The following is a 21,992-nucleotide window of genomic DNA, read 5'->3' on the forward strand; positions in this document are numbered from 1 at the left end:
CACTCCCCTCTGCTGTGCTGCCCGCACCGGCGCCGGCGGACGACCGGCGCGTGGTCGGGATGTGCGTTGGTCAGGCCCCGTCGCCCGGAGGTTGCCCGCCCTCGTCCCCCGGTGCCCGGGACGTGGGGACCGCGGGCCCGTCGGTGGACGTCCGGACGGTCCCCGGGGCGGCCTGCCCGGCGACGTCGACGGGCGGTACGGCGGCCGGGGCGGCCTCGTCCTCCGCCCGCGTGGCGGCGGACCAGACGTCCCGTTCCGGTGCCGGCTGAGAATCATGCCCGCTACGGGTGGCCTCGCGCCACACGTGGTCGTCCCCGCCTGCCGGAGCCGGGGTGGCCGCCGGCCCGGCGGGGGCGTCGGCGGGGGGCTCGGGCGGGGTGAACGCGCGCAGCAGGCTGGCCACCCCGGCGGCCAGGTCGCCCGCGCCGGTGGCGAGGCGCTCGGCGAACTCGGGACTCGGATCGCGCAGGGCGGCGATGCCCCGGCAGACCGGGCAGAGGCAGCATTCGGCCGCGCCGGTGGCGAAACCACCCGCGGGCGGCCCCGCCGACGCACCCGGGCTGCCGCTGTGACCGAGGACACTCGACACGATCCCACCGAGCGGACCCCACTGGCCGCCCTTCGAGCCGGCCGCGGCCAGCCGGGCGGCGGCCAGCGCCGTGGCGACCAGACGTTCGGCCTCTTCCCGGGCCGAACCCGGATCCGTTGCACCCATGGTCGGCTCCCCTACCCTGCCGCCGGACGCGTCACTGCGCCGCACCGGATGCTTCTACCCGGCGCTTGAGCTGCTTCAACGCGGTATCCATGATCATTTTTTCGGCCTTGCGGCGGAACATGCCGAGCATCCCGACGGAGAGCTCGACCTCCAGGGTGTAGGTCACCGTCGTGCTGCCGTCCGGGTTGCCGTCCAGGTCGTACGAGCCGCGCTGGAACTTCTGCATCTTCGAGGGCGCCACCAGGTGCCACTCGATCCGGGAGAGGTCCTCGGCGTACTCGTAGGCCAGCACGTACTCGTCGGCCACCACACCGGCGTCGATGGTGAACCGGACCTGGCTGGCGTAGCCGTCCTCGTACTCCTCGATCACCTCGACCCGCCGCATCGCCTCGGTCCACTCCGGGTAGCTCGGGAAGTCGCAGATGACCGCCGCCACCCGCTCCGGTGACGCGCCGACGACGATCGACTGGGTGGAGGTGTCCGCCATGCAGGGAGGCTACCCGGCACCGGCGGCGCCCACGCCGCGCCGCCCCGGCACGCCGGATCGAAGCGTCCGGCGGCGACCGACGGGCAGCCTGGGCGACCTGCCTTTTCGCCCCGGCCACCGGGGCGGGTAGGTTTCGACGGAGCCGACCGTGGTGGCGGCCCGCCCGGCCAGTGTGAGCACGAGGGAGTGCAGGTGCGCGAGTTCTCCGTCCCGCCGATCGTCACCGTCGGCGACGCGGCCAACCTCACCGACCCGGTCTGGGACAACGCCGAGGTGGCCCCGGACGCGGTCCAGTTCGTCCGACCCACCGGCGCGGGGGGCACCTGGGCCGACGTCACCTGCCGGCAGTTCCGCGACGAGGTCGTCGCGGCGGCCCGGGGCCTGGTCGCCGCCGGCGTCCAGCCCGGCGACCGGGTCGGCCTGATGAGCCGCACCCGCTACGAGTGGACCCTGCTGGACTACGCGATCTGGGCGGCCGGCGCGGTCACCGTGCCGATCTACGAGACCTCCAGCGCCGACCAGACCGCCTGGATCCTGTCCGACTCCGGCGCGGTGGCCTGCGTGGTGGAGAGCAACGCGCACGCCACCCTGGTCGCCGGCGTCCAGGACCGGCTGCCCGAGCTGCGTCACGTCTGGCAGATCGGCCTCGACGCCGTGGCCGAACTGGTCCGGGCCGGCGAGGCGGTCGACCCGACGGAGATCGACCGGCGGCGGGCCGCGGTCCGCGCCGATGACCTCGCCACCGTCATCTACACCAGCGGCACCACCGGCCGCCCCAAGGGCTGCGTGCTGACCCACCGGAACATGTACGCCGACATCGCCAACGCGGTGCCGGTGCTGCCCAACCTGTTCCGGCCGGGCGCCTCGACCCTGCTCTTCCTCCCGCTGGCGCACGCCTTCGCCCGGCTCATCCAGATCGGCGTGGTGCAGGCGCGGGCCACGATGCGGCACTGCGCGGACACCAGCGACCTGGTCGGCGAGTTGCAGGAGTTCCGGCCCACCTTCGTGCTCTCGGTGCCCCGGGTGTTCGAGAAGGTCTACAACGGCGCCAAGCAGAAGGCCGAGGCCGACGGCAAGGGCAGGATCTTCGCCCGCGCGGAGCAGGTCGCCATCGCGTACAGCGAGGCGCTGGAGGCCCCCGGCGGCCCCGGCCTGGCGCTGCGCGCCCAGCACGCGCTCTTCGACAAGCTGGTCTACCGCAAGCTGCGGGCGGCGCTCGGCGGTCGGTGCCGCGACGCCATCTCCGGCGGCGCCCCGCTCGGCGCGCGGCTCGGCCACTTCTTCCGCGGCATCGGCGTGAACGTGTGCGAGGGCTACGGCCTGACCGAGACCTCCCCGGCCGCCGCCGCGAACCTGCCCGACGCCACCCGGATCGGCTCGGTCGGCCGGCCCCTGCCGGGCGTGACCATCCGGATCGACGACGACGGCGAGATCCTGATCGCCGGCGATCTGATCTTCAAGGGCTACTGGCGCAACGAGGCGGCCACCGCCGAGGCGCTCAGCGCGGACGGCTGGTTCCGCACCGGCGACCTGGGCCAGCTCGACGACGACGGCTTCCTGAGCATCACCGGCCGGAAGAAGGAGATCATCGTGACGGCCGGCGGCAAGAACGTCGCCCCGGCCGTGCTGGAGGACCAGGTCCGGGCCCACCCCCTGATCAGCCAGTGCGTGGTGGTCGGCGACCGGGCGCCGTTCATCGCCGCGCTGGTCACCGTCGACGAGGAGGCGCTGCCGCGCTGGCTCGCCTCGGCCGGCCTGCCCGAGGACACCCCCGTCGAGAAGCTGCGCGACCACGACGGGCTGCGCGCCGAGATCCAGGGCGCCGTCGACGCCGCGAACCAGGTGGTCTCCAAGGCCGAGGCGATCAAGGTGTTCCGGATCCTGCCCCGTGACTTCACCGAGGCGACGGGCGAGCTGACCCCGTCGCTGAAGGTCAAGCGGCAGGTGGTGCACAAGTCGTACGCGGCGGAGATCGCCGACATCTACCGCGGCTGACTACGATCCGTCACGTGCCCGCCTCCACGCCCCCTCAGCCGCATCCCCTCGCCGCCGCCGCGCGCGTGATCATGCTGGCGCTCGTCGCCGTCCTGACCCTCTTCGCCACGCACGACCCCGGCCAACTCTGGTGGATCGCGCTGCTGGCGGTCGCTGGCCTGCCCGCCCTGCTGGCGCCGGAGCACCGGCTGGTCGGCCCGCTCAGCCGGGTGGCCGAGGTGCTGGTGCTGGGGCTGGCCGCGAGTCAGGTCGCCGCCGTGGCCACCGTCGGCGGGGAGAGCGTCCTCGGGCTGGGCGCCTCGGCGGTGCTGCCCTACCTGGCGGTCCCGGTGACCGTCACCACGCTGCGCCGCCGGTTCCACGAGTGCGGCGCCCTGCTGGTGGTCGCGGCGGCCACCCTGCTGGTGGCCGGCGCGCTCACCGAGGTCGACGGGGGCCGGCAGCTCGCCCAGGCCGGCTACCTGGTGGTCTGCGCCCAGTGGCTGATCCTCGCCGGGCTCGGCCTCGCCGCCGCCACCGGACTGCACCGGGTGATACAGGTCCGCAACGAGGGCAAGCCCCAGCCGTACGCCGAGGCGACCCGGCTGCTCACCCAGCTGCGTACCGTGGCCCGCCAACTTCCCGGGGCCACCCTGGACCCGGGGGGCATCTCCGAGCACCTGCTGGAGGAGCTGCGCACCGTGGCCCGGGCGGACCGGGCGGCCGTGCTGTCGGCCAGCGGCGGCGGCCGGCTGGTGGTGCTCGCCCAGGTGGGCGTGGAACGGGTCGACTGGGAGACGACGCTGGACGCGGACTCGGCCATCGCCGACGCGTGGGCCAGCCAGCAGCCGCACACCGCCGCCCGCTCGCAGGCCCGGTCGCACCGCGGCGGCGACGTGTCCGCCCTGATCGTGCCGCTGGTGGCCGGGGTGCGCACCGTCGGGCTGGTGGTGCTGGAGGCGGACGCGGCGCAGGCGTACCCGCCCGGCGTGGTGTCCCGGGTGACCGGGCTGACCCGCCCGGCCGCGCTGCGGCTGGAGGCGGCGCTGCTCTTCGACGAGGTCCGCTCGCTGGCCACCAACGAGGAACGGCAGCGGCTGGCCCGGGAGATCCACGACGGGGTGGCGCAGGAACTGGTGATGGTCGGCTACGGCATCGACAACGCCCTGGCGTACGTCGACGAGGACCCGCAGGAGACCGCCGAGGCGCTGCGCACGCTGCGCGGCGAGGTGACCCGGGTGATCACCGAGCTGCGGCTGAGCCTCTTCGAGCTGCGCAGCGAGGTGGACCGGCACGGCGGCCTGGCCGCCGCGATCGCCGAGTACGCCCGCACGGTCGGCGCCTCCGGCGGGCTGCGGGTGCACCTGTCCCTGGACGAGTCCACCGCGCGGCTGCCCGCCGCTACCGAGGCCGAGTTGCTGCGCATCGCCCAGGAGGCGGTCACCAACGCGCGCAAGCACGCGGGCGCGTCGAATCTCTGGGTCACCTGCGAGGTCGACCCCCCGTACGCGCAAATTGAAGTGTCGGATGACGGTCAGGGGATCGCTGACCAGCGCTCCGACGGGCACTACGGTCTTGCGATCATGGCCGAGAGGGCGGAACGTATCCGGGGCCGGTTGGAGATCAGGCCGCGGCAACCGAGCGGCACGACCGTGGCGGTGGTGCTCGGCTCCTCGCCCCGGCGCGATAGCGTGCGCGGTAACGCAGCGGCAGTAGAAGGGGAGTAACCCGAGGATGACCACAAGTCCGACACCGGCCACCCGTACCAAGGTCCTCCTTGTCGACGATCACGACCTGATCCGCAAGGGCCTGCGGCACGCGTTCGAACGCGACCGCCAGTTCGAGGTCGTCGGGGAGGCCGCCACGGCGGCGGAAGGGGTGCGCCAGGCGGGTGCGCTGCAGCCGGACGTGGTGATCATGGACCTGCGGCTGCCCGACGGCAGCGGCCTGGAGGCCACCCGGGCGCTGCGCAAGTCGAGCGCCTCGATGGGCATCGTCGTGCTCACCATGTACGCCGGCGACGACCAGCTCTTCGGTGCCCTGGAGGCCGGGGCCAGCGCCTTCGTGCCCAAGACCGCGCCGGCGGACGAGGTGGTCGCCGCCGCCCGGCACGCCGCCTCCTCCCCCAGCGCCTTCACGGCCGCCGACCTGGCCGAGGCGATGAAGCGCCGACTGGCCCCGTCCGGGCCGCAGCTCTCCCCGCGCGAGGGGCAGGTGCTGCGGCTGCTCGCCGACGGGATGAGCGTGGCGGGCATCGCCAAGCAGCTCTTCGTCAGCGAGTCCACCGCCAAGACCCACATCTCGAAGCTCTACGAGAAGCTGGGCGCGGCGAACCGGGCCCAGGCGCTGATGACCGCGCTGCGGCTCGGTCTGCTCGAGGCGCCGGACGCCCCGAAGTTCTGACCCGCCTCCGCCGGGAGCCCGACGACGTACCACCGACGGGTCCGCGACCGCCCACGGGCGGCGCGGACCCGTCGTCGTCGCATCGAGCGGCGGCGTCGAAGGGTTCGCGGCGCGCTATGGTCTCCCCGGCGGTCAGCCGGCAGAATACCGGCGCGGGCAACGGTGTCCCGCACGCCGACAGGAGGGGTGAACGCATGCAGCGGCCGGACTGGGCACCCGACGAGATCGACATCGAACGCCCCAGCGTGGCCCGCATGTACGACTACTATCTCGGCGGCTCGCACAACTTCGCGGTCGACCGGGCGGCGGCCCAGGCGATGGTGGCGGCGGTGCCGGAGGCCCCGCTGATGGCACAGGCGAACCGGGCGTTCCTCCGCCGGGCGGTGCAGTTCCTCCTCGACGCCGGGGTCCGGCAGTTCCTGGACATCGGCTCGGGCATCCCGACCGTCGGCAACGTGCACGAGATCGCCCAGCGCGACGCCCCCGACGCCCGGGTGGTCTACGTCGACGTGGACCCGGTGGCGGTGGCCCACAGCCGGGAGATCCTGGAGGGCAACGACCGTGCCGTGGTGGTGCAGGAGGACCTGCGCCGTCCCGAGCGCATCGTCGCCCACCCCGACGTCCGCCGGTTGCTCGACTTCGACCAGCCGATCGCCGTGATGATCGTGGCGGTGCTGCACTTCGTGCCCGACGACGACCGGCCGGCCGAACTGCTGCGGACGCTGCGCGAGGCGCTGGCGCCGGGCAGCTACCTGGTGCTGTCGCAGGCCAGCGGCGACGGCCGTGGCGAGGACGAGCGGGCCGACGCCGAACGGGTCTACCGGCGGACCGACAATCCGCTGTGGATCCGCAGCCGCGGCGAACTGACCGCCCTCTTCGACGGCTTCGAGCTGGTCGACCCCGGCGTGGTCTGGGTGCCGCAGTGGCGCCCGGATTCCCCCGACAGCGCCGAGGACGCCGAGCGGGCGGCCTTCATCGGCGGCGTCGGGCGACTCGGTGGCTGAGCCGCCCGGGGCGACCACCGTCGCCCCGACCGGCACCACCGTGCGGCACCCGTCCCGCCCGGGGACCTTCGCCCGGGCGTGGGCCAAGGCCGTCTCCGGCACCAGTTACCTGCCGATGACCCAGGCGCAGCTGGAGGCGCTGCTGCAACGCCTCACCGAGGAACTCGCGGCGGCGCTGCTGGCCGAGCCGATCGACCTGCGGGTCGGCCACCGGGTGGGCACCGAACTGGTGGCCGCCCACATCGCCTCGGCCGAGGCGCTGGGTCGTACGGTCGAGGTCGTCCAGCTCCGGCTGGCCCGCGACCTGGGCCTGGTCGAGGAGGAGGTCGAGGACCGGCTGGCCCGGCTGCTGGCCGCCGTGACCACCGGCTACGCCCGCGCGATGCGGGACCGGACGCTGGACGAGCAGGAGACGATCCGCCGGGCCGCGATGACCGCCCGGGCGGAGGCCGAGCGGGCCCTGCGCAGCAGCGAGGCGCGCTTCCGCCACCAGGCCACCCACGACCCGCTGACCGACCTGCCCAACCGCACGCTGTTGACGGAGCGCCTCAGCGCGGCCATCGACTCGCCCGCGGGGGGCTCGGCGCGCCTCGGCGTCTGCTTCCTCGACCTCGACCGCTTCAAGGTGGTCAACGACTCGCACGGGCACCAGGTCGGCGACGGGCTGCTGGTGGCCGTGGCGGACCGGCTTCGCCTGGCCCTCGACGGGCACCTGGTCGCCCGGCTCGGCGGGGACGAGTTCGTCGTCCTGGTCGAGGGCACCACCGGCACCGACGACGCCGTCGCCGTCGCCGAGGCCGCCCTCGCGGCGGTACGCGAGCCGGTGCTGGTGGACGGGCACGAGCTGAGCGTCTCGGCGAGCATCGGCATCGTCGAGCGGGAGGTCGCCGGCACCTCCCCCGGTGACCTGATGCGGGCGGCCGACAGCACGCTGCACTGGGCGAAGGCTGCCGGTGGCGCCCGCTGGGCGCTCTACGACGCCGACCGGGACCGCCAGGACCTGGCCCGGTACGCGCTCTCCGCGGCCATCCCCGCGGCGCTGGAGCGGGGCGAGTTCTACCTCGACTTCCAGCCGCTGACCTCGCTGCGCGACGGCCGGGTCCTCGGCATGGAGGCCCTGGTCCGCTGGCGGCACCCGGAGCTGGGCGTCCTGCGGCCCGGCAGCTTCATCGGGCTGGCCGAGGAGACCGGGCTGATCGTCCCGCTCGGCGGCTGGGTGCTGGCCGAGGCGTGCCGGCAGGCCGAGAGCTGGGCCGTCGGCACCGGGCCCGCCCCGTTCGTCAGCGTCAACCTGGCGGTGCGGCAGGTACGCCGCGCCGGCCTGGTCCAGGAGGTACGCACGCTGCTGCGGCACACCGGGCTGTCGCCGGAGCGGCTCCAGTTGGAGATCACCGAGAGCACCATGATGAGCACCGCCGAGGAGCCGGTCCGGGCGCTGCGGGTGCTCGCCGACCTCGGCGTCCGGATCGCCATCGACGACTTCGGCACCGGCTACTGCAACCTGGCGTACCTGCGGGACCTGCCGGTGACCGAGCTGAAGGTGGCCGGGGAGTTCGTGGCCGGGCTGCGGGCGCCGGAGGCCCGGGCCGACGAGCGGATCCTCGCCTCGCTCGTCTCGCTGGCGCACGCGCTGGACCTGACCGTCACCGCCGAGGGCGTGGAGACGGCCGGGCAGGCGGAGCGGCTGCGGGCGATCGACTGCGACGCCGGCCAGGGCTGGCACTTCGGCCGCCCGGACTCCGCCGAGCGCGTCCTGGCCCGCCTGCGCTGACGGGTCCACCCGGCCGCCGCGCGGTCCAGGTCCGGACGCCGCCGCCCGGGCCAGGTCCGGACGCCGCCGCGCGGGCCAGGTGCGGACGCCCGTCGTGCGGCCGTCAGCCGGCCAGCAGGGCGGCCATCCGCTGCGCCTGCGCCTCCCAGCGCCACTCCCGCTCCACCCATGCGCGACCGGCCGCGCCGAACTGGCGGGCCAGGTCCCGGTCGGCGAGCAGCGTGGCCACCCGGTCGGCGAGCTGGGCGACGTCGCGGCCACGGACCACGAAACCCGTCTCGCCCTCGCGGACCGCGTCCGGCGCGCCACCGGAGTCGCCGGCGACCACCGGCAGGCCGGTCGCGGAGGCCTCCAGGTAGACGATCCCGAGCCCCTCGACGTCCAGACCCCGGTTGCGGGTGCGGCAGGGCATGGCGTAGACGTCGCCGGCCGCGTAGTGGGCCGGCAGCTCGGCCGACGGCACCGAACCGGTGAAGACCACGTCCCGATCGACGCCCGTCTGGCGGGCCAGCTTCTCCAACGTGGCCCGGTAGGGCCCGCCCCCGACCACGAGCAGCGCGGCGTCGGGCACCCGGCGGCGGATCTCGGGCATCGCCCGGATCAGCATGTCCTGCCCCTTGCGCGGCACCAGCCGGGACACGCAGACCACCACCGGGCGGTCGGCCAGCCCGAGCCGGAGCCGGACCGGTTCGCCGTCGACCGACGGGTGGTAGGCGTCCACGTCCACCCCGGGGGCGAGCCGGTGCAGCTCGGTCACCCCGTGCAGCGCCCGCTCCAGCCGCACCCGGGTGTACTCGCCCAGGTAGGTCGTCACGTCGACGCCACGCCCGATCCGCCGCAACGCGGCCCGGGCGGCCGGCAGCGCGGCCCAGCCGACCTCGTGCCCGTGGGTCAGCGCCACCGCCCGACGGATGCCCGTCCGGCGGCGCAGGCCCGCGGCGAGCAGCCCGAGGGGGGCCGCCGCGCCGAACCACACCGTGTCGCAGTCGTACGCGCGCGCCAGGCGGGCGGCCCGGCGGGCCACGAGCGGCGTGGGCAGCAGCACCCGGGTGCGGTCCCGGACCACCTCGAACGGCTGGTCGGCGTCGAACTTCTCCGCGCCCCGCCACGTCGAGGCGTAGACGACCACCGATCCGGCGGGCTGGCGCACCGCGAGGTTGTGTACGAAGGACTGGATCCCGCCGGGGCGCGGCGGGAAGTCGTTGGTGATCAGCAGCGTACGGCTCATCGGCCGGCCTCCCTGGCGTGGGCGCGGGCGGCGGCCATCCGCTCGACCGTGGACGGGTGCGTGGCGGAGTAGAGGTACTCCCAGCGGGGCGGATCGGGGTCGGCGAGGTTGATGCCGGCGAGCCGCCGCTGCATCGCCTCGAAGGCGGCCGGGTCGCCGGTCAACGCGAGCGCGTGCGCGTCGGCGCGCGCCTCCACCCGCCGCGACATCAGCGCCTGTGCCGGCGCGGAGACCAGCCCGGCCACCGTCACCAGGGCCACCAGCAGGGGGAACGCGCGCGGCTGGGCGACCGAGTCGACGCCGGCCAGCCGCAGCAGCGGGCCGGCGGAGCCGAGCAGGTAGAGCGCGACCACCGCGGCGGCGGCGCCCAGCGACCCGGTCAGCGTGCCGACCGCCACGTCCCGGTCCTTGGCGTGCCCCAGTTCGTGGGCCACCACGGCGGTCACCTCGGCCGGCGTCGCCTCGCGCAGCAGCGTGTCGTAGACCACCACCCGCCGGGTCGGCCCGAGGCCGGAGACGTACGCGTTGACCGCCCGGGTGCGGCGCGAGGCGTCGGCGACCAGCACGTCGCGCACCGGGACCCCGTCCCGGGCCGCCAGCTGCGTCAGCTGGGCGCGCAGGGGGCCCTGTTCCATCGGGGTGAACCTGTTGAAGACCGGCTCCACGAGCACCGGCAGCACGAAGGAGAGCAGCACCACCAGGGTCGCCGCGCCGGCCGCGCCGAACGCCCACCACCAGCGCGGCGACAGCCGGACGACGGTGTAGAAGCCGAGCAGCGCCACCGCGCCGATGACGGCGCTGACCGCGTACGACTTGAGCAGGTCGACGGTCCAGCCGCTCCAGCCGTTGGTGCTCAGTCCGTAGCGGGTGAGCACGGCCTGCCGCCAGGCGGCGAACGGGAGGGTCACCAGGTCCGCGACGAGCACCACGGCGAGCCCGCCGAGGACGGCCTGGGCGGCCCAGTGGTCGCCGAACGGGCGCCCGGCCAGCTCGACGAGCCGGCTGCCCAGCGGGGTCAGGCCGAGCAGCAGGGCCACCAGCAGGCCGATCGCGATGGCGACCCAGCCGGCGGGGCGCAGCGCGGAGCGGAACTCCCGGCTGCGGGCCACCTGCTCGGCGGGGAGGTCGCCCAGCGCGGCGAGCTGGTCGGCCCGGGGGGCCGGCGGCCGGTGCCAGGGGATCAGCAGCGCCGCCGCGACGAGGAGGGCGAGGGTCAGCCCGGCGAGGGTGAGCAGCGCCCAGCCGCGCGGGGTCACCGCAGCCGTCCTCGCGCCGCGTCGTCGCGAGCAGTGCGCATCCGTACCCGCGTCATGCCGCCGCTCCCTCCGCCGTGACCGCCCATCCTATTGCCCGCCGCGCCGCCGCCCGCGCGGCCCGGCACGCGCGGTCCCGGCGACGATCCACCCCCCTGGCGCCACCGATTGCCAACGTGACGCCATCCGAAGCCATGATGGCTTGCTATGACGCCATTCTGATGCCATAGTGACGTCATGGACCTGACGTCGTATGTCGACAACCTCCGGCAGGAACTGGCCGGCGTCGCCGAACTCGGCGGCGCCGAGGCCCGCGCACTCGCCGAACGACTGGCGGGGCCGCTCGACTCGGCGCTCCGGCTGGCGCTCCTGGACGCGCTGACCGCGGCGGCGGCCGAGATCACCCGCGACCTGGCCCCCGGGTCGGTCGAGCTGCGCCTGCGTGGGCGGGAGCCGAGCTTCGTCGTGACGCCACCGCCGGCCGGCCCGGAGTTGCCGGGCGAGGCCGAGGCCCCCGAGCCGGCCGTCCCGCCGGCGGCGGACGCCGAGGAGGGCGCCACCTCGCGGATCAGCTTCCGCCTCTCCGAACACCTCAAGAGCCGCATCGAGGAGGCGGCCGCCCGCGACGGCCTCTCGGTCAACGCCTGGCTGGTCCGGGCGGCCACGGCCGCCGTGGCGTCCAGCGGGGCGGGCCGGCAGCCGCAGCGACGCGCCCCGTTCAGCGGGGAGCGCTACACCGGCTGGGCCCGCTGAACCGCCCGCCGGTCCGCGTCACACCTCCGACCATCCGTCCCGGTCCGGGACGTCCACCCGCCAGAAGGGACTGCGCCGTGCCCACATTCGACACCCCGACCCCGATCTCGGCCACCGTCGACCTCGTCGTCGGTGACGTCCAGCTCACCGCCACCGACCGCACCGACACCCACGTCGAGGTCCGCCCGAGCAACGCCGGCACCGAAGCCGACGTACGGGCCGCCGAACAGACCCGGGTGGAGTACGCCGACGGCCGGCTCGTCGTCAGGTCGCCCCGGCAGCGCGGGTTCGGGCTGTTCGGCAAGCCCGGCTCGGTCGACGTGACGATCGGGTTGCCCACCGGCTCGCACCTGCACGGCGACGCCTCCGTGGCGGCGTTCCGCGGCAGCGGCCGGCTCGGCAGCTGCCGGGTCCGGATCGCGACCGGCGACATCCAGCTGGAGCAGACCGCCGACGTGGACCTCGACACCTCCGCCGGCGGCGTCCGCGTCGGGCATGTCGCCGGTGCGGCCCGGCTCAGCACCGGATCAGGACGGATCCAGGTGCAGCAGGTCGACGGCGACGCGGTGGTCAAGAACTCCAACGGCGACAGCTGGCTCGGCACGGTCACCGGCGAGGTGCGGGTGAAGGCCGCCAACGGCGAGACCACCGTGGACCGCGCGCACGGTCCGGTCACCGCCACGGCCGCCAACGGCGACATCCGCATCGGCGAGGTCTCGGCGGGCACGGTGTCGGTCCGCACCGCGACCGGCGGGCTCGACATCGGCGTCCGCTCCGGCACCACCGCCCTGCTCGACCTGCACACCCAGCTCGGCCGCGTGGACAACCACCTCGAGGCGTACGAACCGCCCGGCGAGCCCGAGGGCGCCGTGCGGGTGACCGCCCGGACCTCCTTCGGCGACATCGTGATCCGCCGCTGCTGAACCACCGCTCCGCCCGCCCGCCCGCCCGACCGGCCCCGACGGCCGGCCCGCCCCGACCGGCCCGACAGCCGGCGTGAAGGAGAAGAGACATGCCACCCAGCTCGGCCCCGGCGGCCATCACGGTCACCGCCCTCCGGAAGTCCTTCGGCGATCACGTGGTGCTCGACGGGATCGACCTCACCGTCGCCGCAGGGACGATCTTCGCCCTGCTCGGCCCCAACGGCGCCGGCAAGACCACCACCGTGCAGATCCTGTCCACCCTGATCGGCGCCGACTCCGGCGAGGCGCGGGTGGCCGGTCACGACGTCGCGCGGGAGCCTGACGCCGTACGCGCCGCGATCGGCGTCACCGGCCAGTTCTCCGCCGTCGACGGACTGCTCACCGGCGAGGAGAACCTGCGGCTCATGGCCGACCTGCACCACCTGCCCCGGGCCGAAGGACGGCAGCGCGCGCGGGGCCTGCTCAGGATGTTCGACCTGGTCGAGGCGGCCGGCAAGCCCGCCAGCAGCTACTCCGGCGGGATGCGCCGGCGACTCGACCTGGCCATGGGTCTGGTCGGCCGCCCCCGCATCGTCTTCCTCGACGAGCCCACCACGGGGCTCGACCCGCGCAGCCGGCAGGCCATGTGGCAGATCGTCCGGGACCTGGTCGCGGACGGCGTCACCATCCTGCTCACCACCCAGTACCTGGAGGAGGCGGACCAGCTCGCCGACCGGATCGCCGTGCTCGACCACGGCCGCCTGGTGGCGGAGGGCAGCCCGGCGGAACTCAAGCGGCTCGTCCCCGGCGGGCACGTCAGCCTGCGTTTCGCCGACCGGGCCGCGTTCGACACGGCCGTCCGGGTGCTGCCCGGGCAGTCCCGCGACGCCGCCGAGCTCACCCTGCACGTGCCCGGCGACGGCGGTGTCCGGTCGCTGCGGGACCTGCTCGACCTGCTGGACAGCGAGTCGATCGCCGTGGAGTCGCTGTCCGTGCACACGCCCGATCTCGACGACGTCTTCCTGGCCCTCACCGGCCAGCCCGAGAAGGTGGGAACCCCCCGATGAGCACGGTGACGTACGCCGTCCGCGACTCCGGCACGATGCTGCGCCGCAACCTGCGCCGCTGGGTGCGCTACCCGTCGATGACGGTGCTGCTCGTCGGCATGCCCATCATGCTGCTGCTGTTGTTCGTCTACGTCTTCGGCGGCACCCTCGGCGCCGGGCTGGGCGGCGGTACGGGCGACCGGGGCGACTACGTCAACTACGTCACCCCGGGGATCCTGCTGATGACCGCCGGCCTGGCGGCCACCGGGACGGCGGTGTCGGTCGCGATGGACATGACCGAGGGCATCATCGCCCGCTTCCGGACCATGGCGATCGCCCGGGCGTCGGTGCTGACCGGCCACGTGCTGGCCAGCCTGGCGCAGAGCATGCTCGGCCTGGCGATGGTCACCGGGGTCGCCCTGCTGATCGGATTCCGGCCCACCACGGGCGCGCTGGCCTGGCTGGCGGCGGCCGGCGTGCTGGTCATGACCGCCTTCGCCTTCATCTGGCTCTCGGTCGCGCTGGGGCTGGTCTCCAAGAGCGTCGAGACGGCGAGCAACCTCCCCATGCCGCTGACCTACCTGCCCTTCATCGGCAGCGGGTTCGTGCCCACCGACTCGATGCCCGACGGGCTGCGGCAGTTCGCCGAGTATCAGCCCTTCACCCCCATCATCGAGACCCTGCGCGGCCTGTTGACCGGCGGGCCGGTGGGGACGAACGCCGCACTCGCGGCGGCCTGGTGCGCCGCCATCGCGCTGGTCGGCTATCTCTGGTCGAAGAAGCTGTTCAACCGGGACCCGTCCCGCTGACCGTCGTCCCCGATGTTTGTTCCCCGAGCCAGCGGCCCGGGGAACGAGCGTCGTCGGGGCACCGGCCGTGGCCCTTCACGCGACGCGGCGGCGTCGGGTGCGCCGCCCGGCCGGCCCGGGGGCGGGCAGGACCTCCACCTCGAACCCGGCTCGGGCGAACACCTCGATCGCCCGGGCCTCCGCGCCGTCCAGCCCGGCGGCCGGGGACGAATCGTCGAGCAGGGCGGTCACCAGGCAGTCGGCGCAGCCGGTCCCCCGGATAGCGCACCCCGCGCAGTCGATGAGCATCTCGCCTCCTGATGCGCTGCGGTGACCGGGCGCGGCGTCACCGTCGCCGCCCGAGCACCGTCGGTCACCACGACGGTAGGCGGGGGGTGCGACAGAAAAGGGACAACCGGTCGCGGACGGCCCGAAAGCGATCAAGCACCCCGATCAGGAACGGGCCAGGCGGCGCAGCAGCGAGTCGGCGCCCAGCGGGTACGCCCCGTGCCGGCGTACGCCGTCGGCGACCTCCCGGTCGGAGGAGACCACGACCACCGGCCGTCCCGGCGGCTCGGCGCGGACCAGGCGCCGGATCAGCTCGTCGGCGGTCTCCCCCTTGCGGGAGAAGAGCACCCGTACGCCGCGCGGCGCCGGCGGCAGCCCGTGCATCCGTTCGGCGCCGTCGAAGACCACCGTGACCTCGTCGCCGGTCTGCGCGGCGATCCCGCCCAGGCCGGTGATGAGCCGTTTGCGCTGCTGTTCCAGGGACATCTCGCCGAAGCCGCGCTTGGTCACGTTGTAGCCGTCGACGACGAGGTGCGCCCGGGGCAGGGCGAGCAACTGGTCGAGGCGGGCCGGGTCGTCGGTGTCCCGGGCGCGCGTCGCGGCGCCGGCCGCCGGGGTGGCGGTCTGGTCGGCGAAGGTGTCGGCGACGAAGTCCGCGGGCAGCTTGTCGACCGGGTCGAGCGCCAGCTCGCGGCGCAGCCCGACGGCGGCCTGCCCGATGGTCTCCAGCAGCAGCCAGAGCCGGGCGTCGTCGACCGAGCGGGCCTCCTTGGCGCTGGCCCGGGCGACTCCCGCCGCCGCCTCCGCCTCGGCCAGCCGGGCCCGGACCCGGCGCAGCTCGGCGTCGACGTCCGCCGTCGCGCGGGCGGCCCGCCCGCGCTCGGTGGCGAGCAGCTCGGTGGCCTTGCGCTCGCGGGCCTGCGTCTCGCGCAGCGACCGGGTCAGCTGCCGGCTCTCCTCGCGTAGCTGGCCGAGCTCCTCGCGGACCCGGGCCAGCTCGTCGCGGAGCTTCTCCGCCTCGACCCGGGCCACCGCCCGGTCGTGCTCGGCGCGGGTGGCCCGCTGCTCGGCCTCGCGGACCAGCTCGGCGACGACCGCGCTGTCGGCCTCGGCGCGGACCGCCGCGCCGCTGGCCTCGATCAGCTCCCGCCAGCCCCGGGGGCGGGCCAGGTAGGCCAGCGCGGCCACCTCGACCGGATCGGCGGCGGCCGGCGCGGTGCCCTCCAGCACGGCGGCGCCCAGGTCGCCGGTGTCGGCGAGGACCCGGGCGGTGATCCGCTGGCGGAACAGCGGGTCCGCGGTGAGCTGGGCGGCGATGGCCGGGGCGCCGAGCCGGGCCCGGCGGTTGGGGGCGAACTTGGCGACCCGGCGCAACGGGACCGGCACCTCGTCGGCGGGCAGCCCGGGCAGCACCGTCGCGGTGAGCGCCACGATGCGCTGCCGGACCGGCTCCGGCAGCACGGGCTCCGGCTCGGGCGCCGCCGCCTCAGGTTCGGAAGCCGACGCCGCAACCTCGGACGCTGCGAACTCGGGCGCCTCAGAACCGGGCGCCGAAGCCTCGGAGGCCGTGGCGCCGGGCGGGGTGGTCCCGGCGGGTGCACCCTCACCGGCGTCGCGCGCAGCGTCGACCGGATCCTCCTGCCGGAGGTGGTCGTCGTGCGGCTCGGTGAGGGGCATGTGGCAAGTCTCCCACCGCGACCGGGCCCACCGCCCGGTGAGTGAGCCGATCTCTCATCCTAGACCGGTGGTGACGCCTGATGCCGTTGGGACGGGAGTGTCGGACCGGACCGTTAGCGTGCCGCCGATGGCACAGACCGAGTACGTCCAGCAGCCGCTGGCCGGTTTCGACCCCGGCGCGGGCGGGGTCGACCCGGCGCTGCCCTTGTACGCGACGACGTTCGTGGTGGTCGACCTGGAGACCACCGGCGGCGCGCCGGACGGCGGCGGGATCACCGAGATCGGCGCGGTCAAGGTGCGCGGCGGCGAGGAGCTGGGGGTGCTGGCCACCCTGGTCAACCCCGGCGTGCCCATCCCCCCGTTCATCACCGTGCTCACCGGCATCACCCAGGCGATGCTGGTGCCGGCCCCGCCGATCGAGCAGGTGCTGCCGAGCTTCCTGGAGTTCATCACCGACGCCGTGCTGGTCGCCCACAACGCCCCCTACGACGTGGGCTTCCTCAAGGCCGCGTGCGCGAAGCACGGTCACCGCTGGCCCAACCCGCGGGTGCTCGACACCGCCGCGCTGGCCCGCCGGGTGCTCACCCGCGACGAGGTGCCCAACCGCAAGCTCGGCACCCTCGCGGCCTACTTCCGCACCGCCACCCAGCCGACCCACCGGGCGCTCGACGACGCCAAGGCCACCGTCGACGTGCTGCACGGGCTGATCGCCCGCCTGGGCGGGCACCGGGTCGACACCGTCGGCGACGCCATCGAGTTCGCCCGGGCGGTCACCCCCACCCAGCGGCGCAAGCGGCACCTGGCCGAGGGCCTGCCCAAGGCGCCGGGGGTCTACATCTTCCGGGCCGCCGACGACCGGCCGCTCTACGTCGGCACCTCCGGCGACATCGCCACCCGGGTGCGCAGCTACTTCACGGCGGCGGAGAAGCGGGCCCGGATCTCCGAGATGCTCGCCGCCGCGGAGCGGGTGGAGGCGGTGGAGTGCGCCCACTCGCTGGAGGCGGAGGTCCGCGAGCTGCGGCTGATCGGGGCGCACGCCCCGCCCTACAACCGACGGTCGAAGTTCCCGGAGCGGGTGCTCTGGCTGAAGCTGACCGACGGGCCCTACCCCCGGCTGTCGGTGGTCCGGGCCATCTCCCCCGGCGACGCCGCCTACCTCGGGCCGTTCAGCTCCCGTCGGGCGGCGGAGCTGGCCGCCGCCGGGTTCCACGACGCCGTGCCGCTGCGCCAGTGCACCCACCGGCTCTCGCTGCGCACGGTCACGCCGGCCTGCGCGCTGGCCGAGCTGGGCCGCTGCCCGGCGCCCTGCGAACACCGGATCTCCCCCGAGGAGTACGACGCCCGCGCGGTCGCGCCGTTCCGCACCGCCACCGCCAGCGACCCGCAGCGGGTGGTCGACGCCCTGCTCGCCCGGATCGACACGCTCTCGGACGCCCAGCGCTACGAGGAGGCGGCGGTGGCCCGGTCCCGGCTGGCGGCGGTGCTGCGGGCGACCGTGCGGATGCAACGGCTGACGGCGCTGACCGGGATCGCCGAGCTGGCCGCCGCGCGTCCGGCGGCCCGCGGCGGCTGGGAGTTGGCGCTGGTGCGGCACGGCCGGCTGGCCGGGGCGGGGGTCTCACCCGCCGGCGTCCACCCCCGACCGACGATCGCCTCGATCCGGGCGACCGCCGAGACCGTCCCGCCCGGCCACGGCCCGGTCCCGCGCGCCTCGGCCGAGGAGACCGAACGCATCCTGTCCTGGTTGGAGCGACCAGAGACCAGGCTGGTGGAGATGTCGTCCGGCTGGGCGTCCCCGGTGGCCGGTGCGGCCCGCTTCCGCGACCTGCTGCGCAAGGCCGAGAACGCCGCGTCCCACCAAAGCTCGACCGAACGCCCATGACCAAGTGACCGATCGGACTACCTCCACTCCCTTAGGCTGTTAGAGAAGTGCAGTCCTGCCCGTTTCGTGGGCCTGCTCCCGGTTGCCGGGTTCCGGCGGCCGTGGAGCCGGGGTGAGGAGGTGTCCCACGTGGACGTCGACGCCGGACACGGCGCCGCCCTGGGGGGCGCCCTTCCGACCCATGCGGGCGAGCTGCCGCTGGCCCGCCGGCTGCGCTCACTGCTGAGCTGGCCCACCGCCGACACCGATCCGGTCAGCCAACTCGTCCGGACCCACCGGACGATCCATCCCGGCACCGAGCCCTCCGTGCTGCGCCGGGCTTACACCATCGCGGAGAACATGCACCGCGGGCAGTTCCGCAAGAGCGGCGAGCCCTACATCACGCACCCGCTGGCGGTGGCCCAGATCTGCGCCGAGATCGGCATGGACGCCATCACCCTGGTCGCCGCGCTGCTGCACGACACCGTGGAGGACACCCGCTACACCCTCCAGGCGCTCGCCGAGGACTTCGGGCCGGAGGTGGCGCACCTGGTCGACGGGGTGACCAAGTTCGACAAGGCCTTCTACGGCAAGGCCGCCGAGGCCGAGACGATCCGCAAGATGATCATCGCGGCCGGCAAGGACGTCCGGGTCCTGATCATCAAGTTGGCCGACCGGCTGCACAACATGCGCACCCTGGGCGTCCGGTCCGCGGCGTCCCGGGAGCGGATCGCCCGCAAGACGCAGGAGGTGCTGGTCCCGCTCTGCGACCGGCTCGGCATCCAGACGCTCAAGCGCGAGCTCGACGACGTGGTGCTGCTGCACCTGGAGCCCGACGAGCACGCCCGGATCGCCCGGCACGTGCACGACCGGCCCGGCTGGGACGCGTACCTCGACGAGGTGGTCACCCACGCGAAGTCGGCCCTGCGGCGCAGCCGGGTGGACGCGGCGGTGACCCCCCGCTCCCGGCACCTCTACTCGATCTGGAAGGACACCGTGGCCGGCGGCCACAGTGCCCCCTTCGACCTGCCCCGCATCGTGATCGTGGTGGACGGCCCGGCGACCGACTGCTACGCGGCCCTCGGCGCGGTCCACGGCGTGTGGCGGCCGGTCCCCGGCCGGTTCAAGGACTTCATCGCCTCCCCCAAGAACAACCTCTACCGCTCGCTGCACACCACCGTCTGCGGGCCCAGGAACCGCACCGTGGAGGTGCTGATCCGCACCGTGGAGATGCACCGCTCGGCGGAGTACGGGGTCGCCGCCGACTTCCGTTTCCCGCGCTCCGGCGGCGGCACGGCCCGGGCGGAGCAGCTCGACTGGCTGCGCCGGGTGCTCGACTGGGAGCAGGACACGGCCGACCCGGCCCAGTTCCTCGAATCGCTGCGCTGCGACCTCGCCGAGGCGCAGATCCAGGTCTTCGCCGACGGGCGACAGGTCGTGCTGCCCGCCGGGGCGACCCCGGTGGACCTCGCGTACGAGTTGGCCACCGAGCGGGGCGACCACTGCCTCGCGGCGCGGATCAACGGCCGGCTGGCCCCGCTCGCCTCCGAACTGGACGAGGGCGACGTGGTGGAGATCTTCACCGAGACCGACGCAGAAAACGGCTTCGACGCCGACGCCGCCCCGCGTGGCCCCCGCCGGGAGTGGCTCGGCTTCGTCAAGTCGCCGCAGGCGCAGATGCAGATCAGCCGGTGGTTCGCCGAGCACACCGAGCCCGGCATCTCCATCACCGACAAGGTCCGCCTCGGCCGGGCCACCATCGGGCTGGCCCTGCGCAAGCACGACCGGGGCCTCGCCAGCGACCTGCCGCTGCTGCGGCTGTCGGAGGAGTTGGGCTACCCCGACCTGGAGACGCTGCTGGTCGCGGTCTTCGACCGGGTGATCGAACCGGACACGGTCGTACGCCAGCTCATCGACCTGGTGGACCACCGGCAGTGACCGCCCCGGGCCCGGGTGGTCCGAACGCTCCTCGCGGCCACTAGCCTGGACGCATGATCCCCCGCTCGCGCGCCACCGGTCGAGCCGTCGTCTACCAGGTCTTCTACCGGCTGCCACTGCCGGTACGCCGCCGCCTGGTCCGGCTGGCCGTGCCGAAGTACATCGTCGGCGCGGTCACCCTGGTCCGGGACAGCGAGGCCGACGGCGCGGGCCGGCTGCTGCTGCTGCGTCAGCCGCCCGGCAGGGGCTGGGGGCTGCCGGCCGGCCTGTTGCAGAAGGGCGAGGCGCCGGTGGTGGGCGCCGCCCGGGAGCTGCACGAGGAGTCCGGCATCCGGCTGTCGCCCCGGCAGCTGAGCCCCGCCGTGCCGAACGCCGTGGTGCACGCCAAGGGCTGGGTGGACGTCGTGTTCACCGCCGAGGTGCCGGCGTCGAGCACCGAGTTGAAGGTCGACGGGGCCGAGGTCTACGAGGCCGCCTGGCACCCGCTGGACGACCTGCCCAAGCTGACCTGGCCGACGGCCCGGCTGCTCGCGTACTACGACATCGGGCCTCTGGCCGGGCAGTTCCCGCCACCGGTGCCCGACACGAAGCCGTGACCGTCGGCCGCGCCGCCGACGGCCCGGCCACCGCCTCCTCGGCGACTGGCCACGGCCCGGCCGAGGTCTGCGCGGTGGCGCTCGCCGCCGGCGAGGGCACCCGGCTGCGGCCGCTGACCGAGCGGCTGCCCAAGGCCCTCTGCCCGGTCGGCAACGTGCCCCTGCTCGACCGGGCGCTGCACCGGCTGGCCGGGCTCGGCCTGGTCGGGCCCGGCCTGGTCGCCGTCAACGCCTGCTACCTGGGCGACCAGGTCGTCGAGCACGTCGGGGACCGCGCCCACCTCTCGGTCGAGCCGGGCGACCCGCTCGGCACCGCCGGCGGCGTGGCGAACCTGCGGGACTGGATCGGCGGGCGCGGGGTGCTGGTCGGCAACGCCGACGCCTACCTCGCCGACCCGGCCCGTCCCCCGGGCCCCGACATCGCCGCGCTGCTGCACGACTGGGACGGCGACTCCGTACGCCTGCTCGGCCGGCCCGCCCCTGACCCGGCGGCACCGGGCACCTTCGACGGCCACGTCTTCACCGGCTTCTCGCTGCTGCCGTGGCGGCTGGTACGGGAGCTGCCGGTCGGGTTCGGCGACCTCGTCCGGGCGCTCTGGCGTCCGGCGGAGGCGGCCGGCGCGCTGGCCGTCGTGCCGTATCCCGGCACCTTCTACGACACCGGCACCCCGGCCGACTACCTGGCGGCCAACCTGCACGCGGCCGGCGGCGGCAACCTGGTGGACCCGACGGCCACGGTCACGGGCCGCTGCCGCTCGGCGGTGGTCGGCGCGGGCGCCGTCGTGCACGGCGACGTGGAGCGGGCGGTCGTCTGGCCCGGCGCCACCGTCGGCCCCGGCGAGCACCTGCGCGACGCGGTACGCGCCGGCACCGCCCTCACCGTCCCCGGCACACCACCGGCCCCGGGCCGGGGAAGCCTCTAGCATGGGCGACGACGCCGACGAACGGAGAAATGTCCCGTGATCACCGCCATCGTGCTGATCGACTGCGCCACCGACTCGATCCCCGAGGTGGCCGAGAACCTGGCCAACCTGCCCGGCGTCAGCGAGGTCTACTCGGTGGCGGGCCACGTCGACCTGATCGCGATGGTCCGGGTCCGGGAGTTCGAGCAGATCGCGCAGGTGATCGCCGGCAGCATCTCCAAGGTGCCCGGGGTGCTCAACACCGAGTCGCACATCGCCTTCCGGGCGTACTCCCAGCACGATCTGGAGGAGGCCTTCGCGATCGGCCTCGCGAACGCCGACTGAGGCGGACGCCGGTAAGGAAGGGCACCTTCCTCAGCTGAAGCCCGGCGGGCGGCCCGCCCGG

Annotated in this window: 20 protein-coding genes; 14 read left to right on the forward strand and 6 right to left on the reverse strand. The window is 74.8% G+C overall.

Going from position 1 to position 21,992, the window contains the following annotated elements; all coding sequences use genetic code 11:
- Positions 1-70 precede the first annotated feature (70 nt).
- Together ACPXCB_RS10495 and ACPXCB_RS10500 are read right to left on the reverse strand one after the other, a co-directional pair.
- Positions 71-715, reverse strand: a complete 645-nt coding sequence (locus ACPXCB_RS10495; protein ID WP_425874372.1) for a hypothetical protein — start codon at positions 713-715, stop codon at positions 71-73.
- Between the two features lie 31 nt (positions 716-746).
- On the reverse strand, positions 747-1,202 hold the full coding sequence (locus tag ACPXCB_RS10500) for an SRPBCC family protein (RefSeq protein WP_425874374.1): 456 nt from the start codon (positions 1,200-1,202) through the stop codon (positions 747-749).
- A 192-nt stretch (positions 1,203-1,394) separates the two neighbouring features.
- On the opposite strand from ACPXCB_RS10500, the gene ACPXCB_RS10505 reads away from it, so the two are divergent.
- The 5 genes from ACPXCB_RS10505 to ACPXCB_RS10525 all read left to right on the forward strand — a co-directional run bounded on the left by ACPXCB_RS10505 (position 1,395) and on the right by ACPXCB_RS10525 (position 8,354).
- Entirely contained in the window at positions 1,395-3,197 is a 1,803-nt protein-coding gene (locus tag ACPXCB_RS10505; RefSeq protein WP_425874376.1) for an AMP-dependent synthetase/ligase, read from the forward strand.
- A 14-nt stretch (positions 3,198-3,211) separates the two neighbouring features.
- Positions 3,212-4,903 (forward strand): GAF domain-containing sensor histidine kinase, encoded by a 1,692-nt coding sequence (locus ACPXCB_RS10510; RefSeq protein ID WP_425874378.1) that lies wholly within the window; start codon positions 3,212-3,214, stop codon positions 4,901-4,903.
- A gap of 7 nt (positions 4,904-4,910) precedes the next feature.
- A complete protein-coding gene (locus ACPXCB_RS10515) occupies positions 4,911-5,579 on the forward strand; it encodes a response regulator transcription factor (protein ID WP_007072219.1) in 669 nt (222 codons plus the stop codon).
- Positions 5,580-5,773: 194 nt separating this feature from the next.
- Positions 5,774-6,583 carry an SAM-dependent methyltransferase gene (locus tag ACPXCB_RS10520; protein ID WP_425874379.1) on the forward strand — a complete coding sequence of 270 codons (810 nt, stop codon included), beginning with the start codon at positions 5,774-5,776 and terminating at the stop codon, positions 6,581-6,583.
- A 115-nt stretch (positions 6,584-6,698) separates the two neighbouring features.
- The gene (locus ACPXCB_RS10525; RefSeq protein WP_425874506.1) at positions 6,699-8,354 is read left to right on the forward strand and encodes a putative bifunctional diguanylate cyclase/phosphodiesterase; all 1,656 of its coding nucleotides are present in this window, start codon (positions 6,699-6,701) and stop codon (positions 8,352-8,354) included.
- 103 nt (positions 8,355-8,457) lie between these two features.
- On the opposite strand, the gene ACPXCB_RS10530 is transcribed toward ACPXCB_RS10525, so the two are convergent.
- Positions 8,458-9,582: a glycosyltransferase family 4 protein gene (locus tag ACPXCB_RS10530; protein WP_132236171.1), complete on the reverse strand. Its 1,125-nt coding sequence runs from the start codon at positions 9,580-9,582 to the stop codon at positions 8,458-8,460.
- Positions 9,579-10,838, reverse strand: a complete 1,260-nt coding sequence (locus ACPXCB_RS10535) for a M48 family metallopeptidase (RefSeq protein ID WP_425874380.1) — start codon at positions 10,836-10,838, stop codon at positions 9,579-9,581. The genes ACPXCB_RS10530 and ACPXCB_RS10535 overlap by 4 nt, the downstream gene beginning before the upstream one ends.
- A gap of 234 nt (positions 10,839-11,072) precedes the next feature.
- Between ACPXCB_RS10535 and ACPXCB_RS10540 the strand changes: the two genes are divergently transcribed.
- The 4 genes from ACPXCB_RS10540 to ACPXCB_RS10555 all read left to right on the forward strand — a co-directional run bounded on the left by ACPXCB_RS10540 (position 11,073) and on the right by ACPXCB_RS10555 (position 14,345).
- The gene (locus ACPXCB_RS10540) at positions 11,073-11,588 is read left to right on the forward strand and encodes a hypothetical protein (RefSeq protein WP_425874381.1); all 516 of its coding nucleotides are present in this window, start codon (positions 11,073-11,075) and stop codon (positions 11,586-11,588) included.
- 77 nt (positions 11,589-11,665) lie between these two features.
- Entirely contained in the window at positions 11,666-12,511 is an 846-nt protein-coding gene (locus ACPXCB_RS10545) for a DUF4097 family beta strand repeat-containing protein (RefSeq protein ID WP_425874382.1), read from the forward strand.
- 89 nt (positions 12,512-12,600) lie between these two features.
- Positions 12,601-13,557 (forward strand): ATP-binding cassette domain-containing protein, encoded by a 957-nt coding sequence (locus ACPXCB_RS10550; protein WP_425874383.1) that lies wholly within the window; start codon positions 12,601-12,603, stop codon positions 13,555-13,557.
- Positions 13,554-14,345 carry an ABC transporter permease gene (locus ACPXCB_RS10555; protein WP_425874384.1) on the forward strand — a complete coding sequence of 264 codons (792 nt, stop codon included), beginning with the start codon at positions 13,554-13,556 and terminating at the stop codon, positions 14,343-14,345. The genes ACPXCB_RS10550 and ACPXCB_RS10555 overlap by 4 nt, the downstream gene beginning before the upstream one ends.
- A gap of 75 nt (positions 14,346-14,420) precedes the next feature.
- Here ACPXCB_RS10555 and ACPXCB_RS10560 read toward each other — a convergent pair whose 3' ends face one another.
- Positions 14,421-14,633: a hypothetical protein gene (locus ACPXCB_RS10560; protein WP_425874385.1), complete on the reverse strand. Its 213-nt coding sequence runs from the start codon at positions 14,631-14,633 to the stop codon at positions 14,421-14,423.
- A 144-nt stretch (positions 14,634-14,777) separates the two neighbouring features.
- Positions 14,778-16,289 carry an NYN domain-containing protein gene (locus ACPXCB_RS10565; RefSeq protein ID WP_425874386.1) on the reverse strand — a complete coding sequence of 504 codons (1,512 nt, stop codon included), beginning with the start codon at positions 16,287-16,289 and terminating at the stop codon, positions 14,778-14,780.
- Positions 16,290-16,416: 127 nt separating this feature from the next.
- On the opposite strand from ACPXCB_RS10565, the gene ACPXCB_RS10570 reads away from it, so the two are divergent.
- The 5 genes from ACPXCB_RS10570 (at position 16,417) to ACPXCB_RS10590 (ending at position 21,931) form a co-directional block, all read left to right on the forward strand.
- Complete coding sequence (locus tag ACPXCB_RS10570; RefSeq protein ID WP_425874387.1) at positions 16,417-18,171, forward strand: DEDD exonuclease domain-containing protein; 1,755 nt, start codon at positions 16,417-16,419, stop codon at positions 18,169-18,171.
- Positions 18,172-18,300: 129 nt separating this feature from the next.
- Complete coding sequence (locus tag ACPXCB_RS10575) at positions 18,301-20,088, forward strand: RelA/SpoT family protein (RefSeq protein ID WP_425874508.1); 1,788 nt, start codon at positions 18,301-18,303, stop codon at positions 20,086-20,088.
- 53 nt (positions 20,089-20,141) lie between these two features.
- A complete protein-coding gene (locus ACPXCB_RS10580; protein ID WP_425874389.1) occupies positions 20,142-20,684 on the forward strand; it encodes an NUDIX domain-containing protein in 543 nt (180 codons plus the stop codon).
- Positions 20,685-20,758: 74 nt separating this feature from the next.
- The gene (locus ACPXCB_RS10585) at positions 20,759-21,607 is read left to right on the forward strand and encodes a nucleotidyltransferase family protein (protein WP_425874509.1); all 849 of its coding nucleotides are present in this window, start codon (positions 20,759-20,761) and stop codon (positions 21,605-21,607) included.
- A 36-nt stretch (positions 21,608-21,643) separates the two neighbouring features.
- Positions 21,644-21,931: an Lrp/AsnC family transcriptional regulator gene (locus ACPXCB_RS10590; protein ID WP_088999172.1), complete on the forward strand. Its 288-nt coding sequence runs from the start codon at positions 21,644-21,646 to the stop codon at positions 21,929-21,931.
- Positions 21,932-21,992 lie beyond the last annotated feature (61 nt).

It is taken from the genome of Micromonospora sp. DT62 (assembly GCF_049847285.1).
In the GTDB taxonomy this organism is placed as follows: Bacteria; Actinomycetota; Actinomycetes; order Mycobacteriales; family Micromonosporaceae; genus Micromonospora; species Micromonospora reichwaldensis.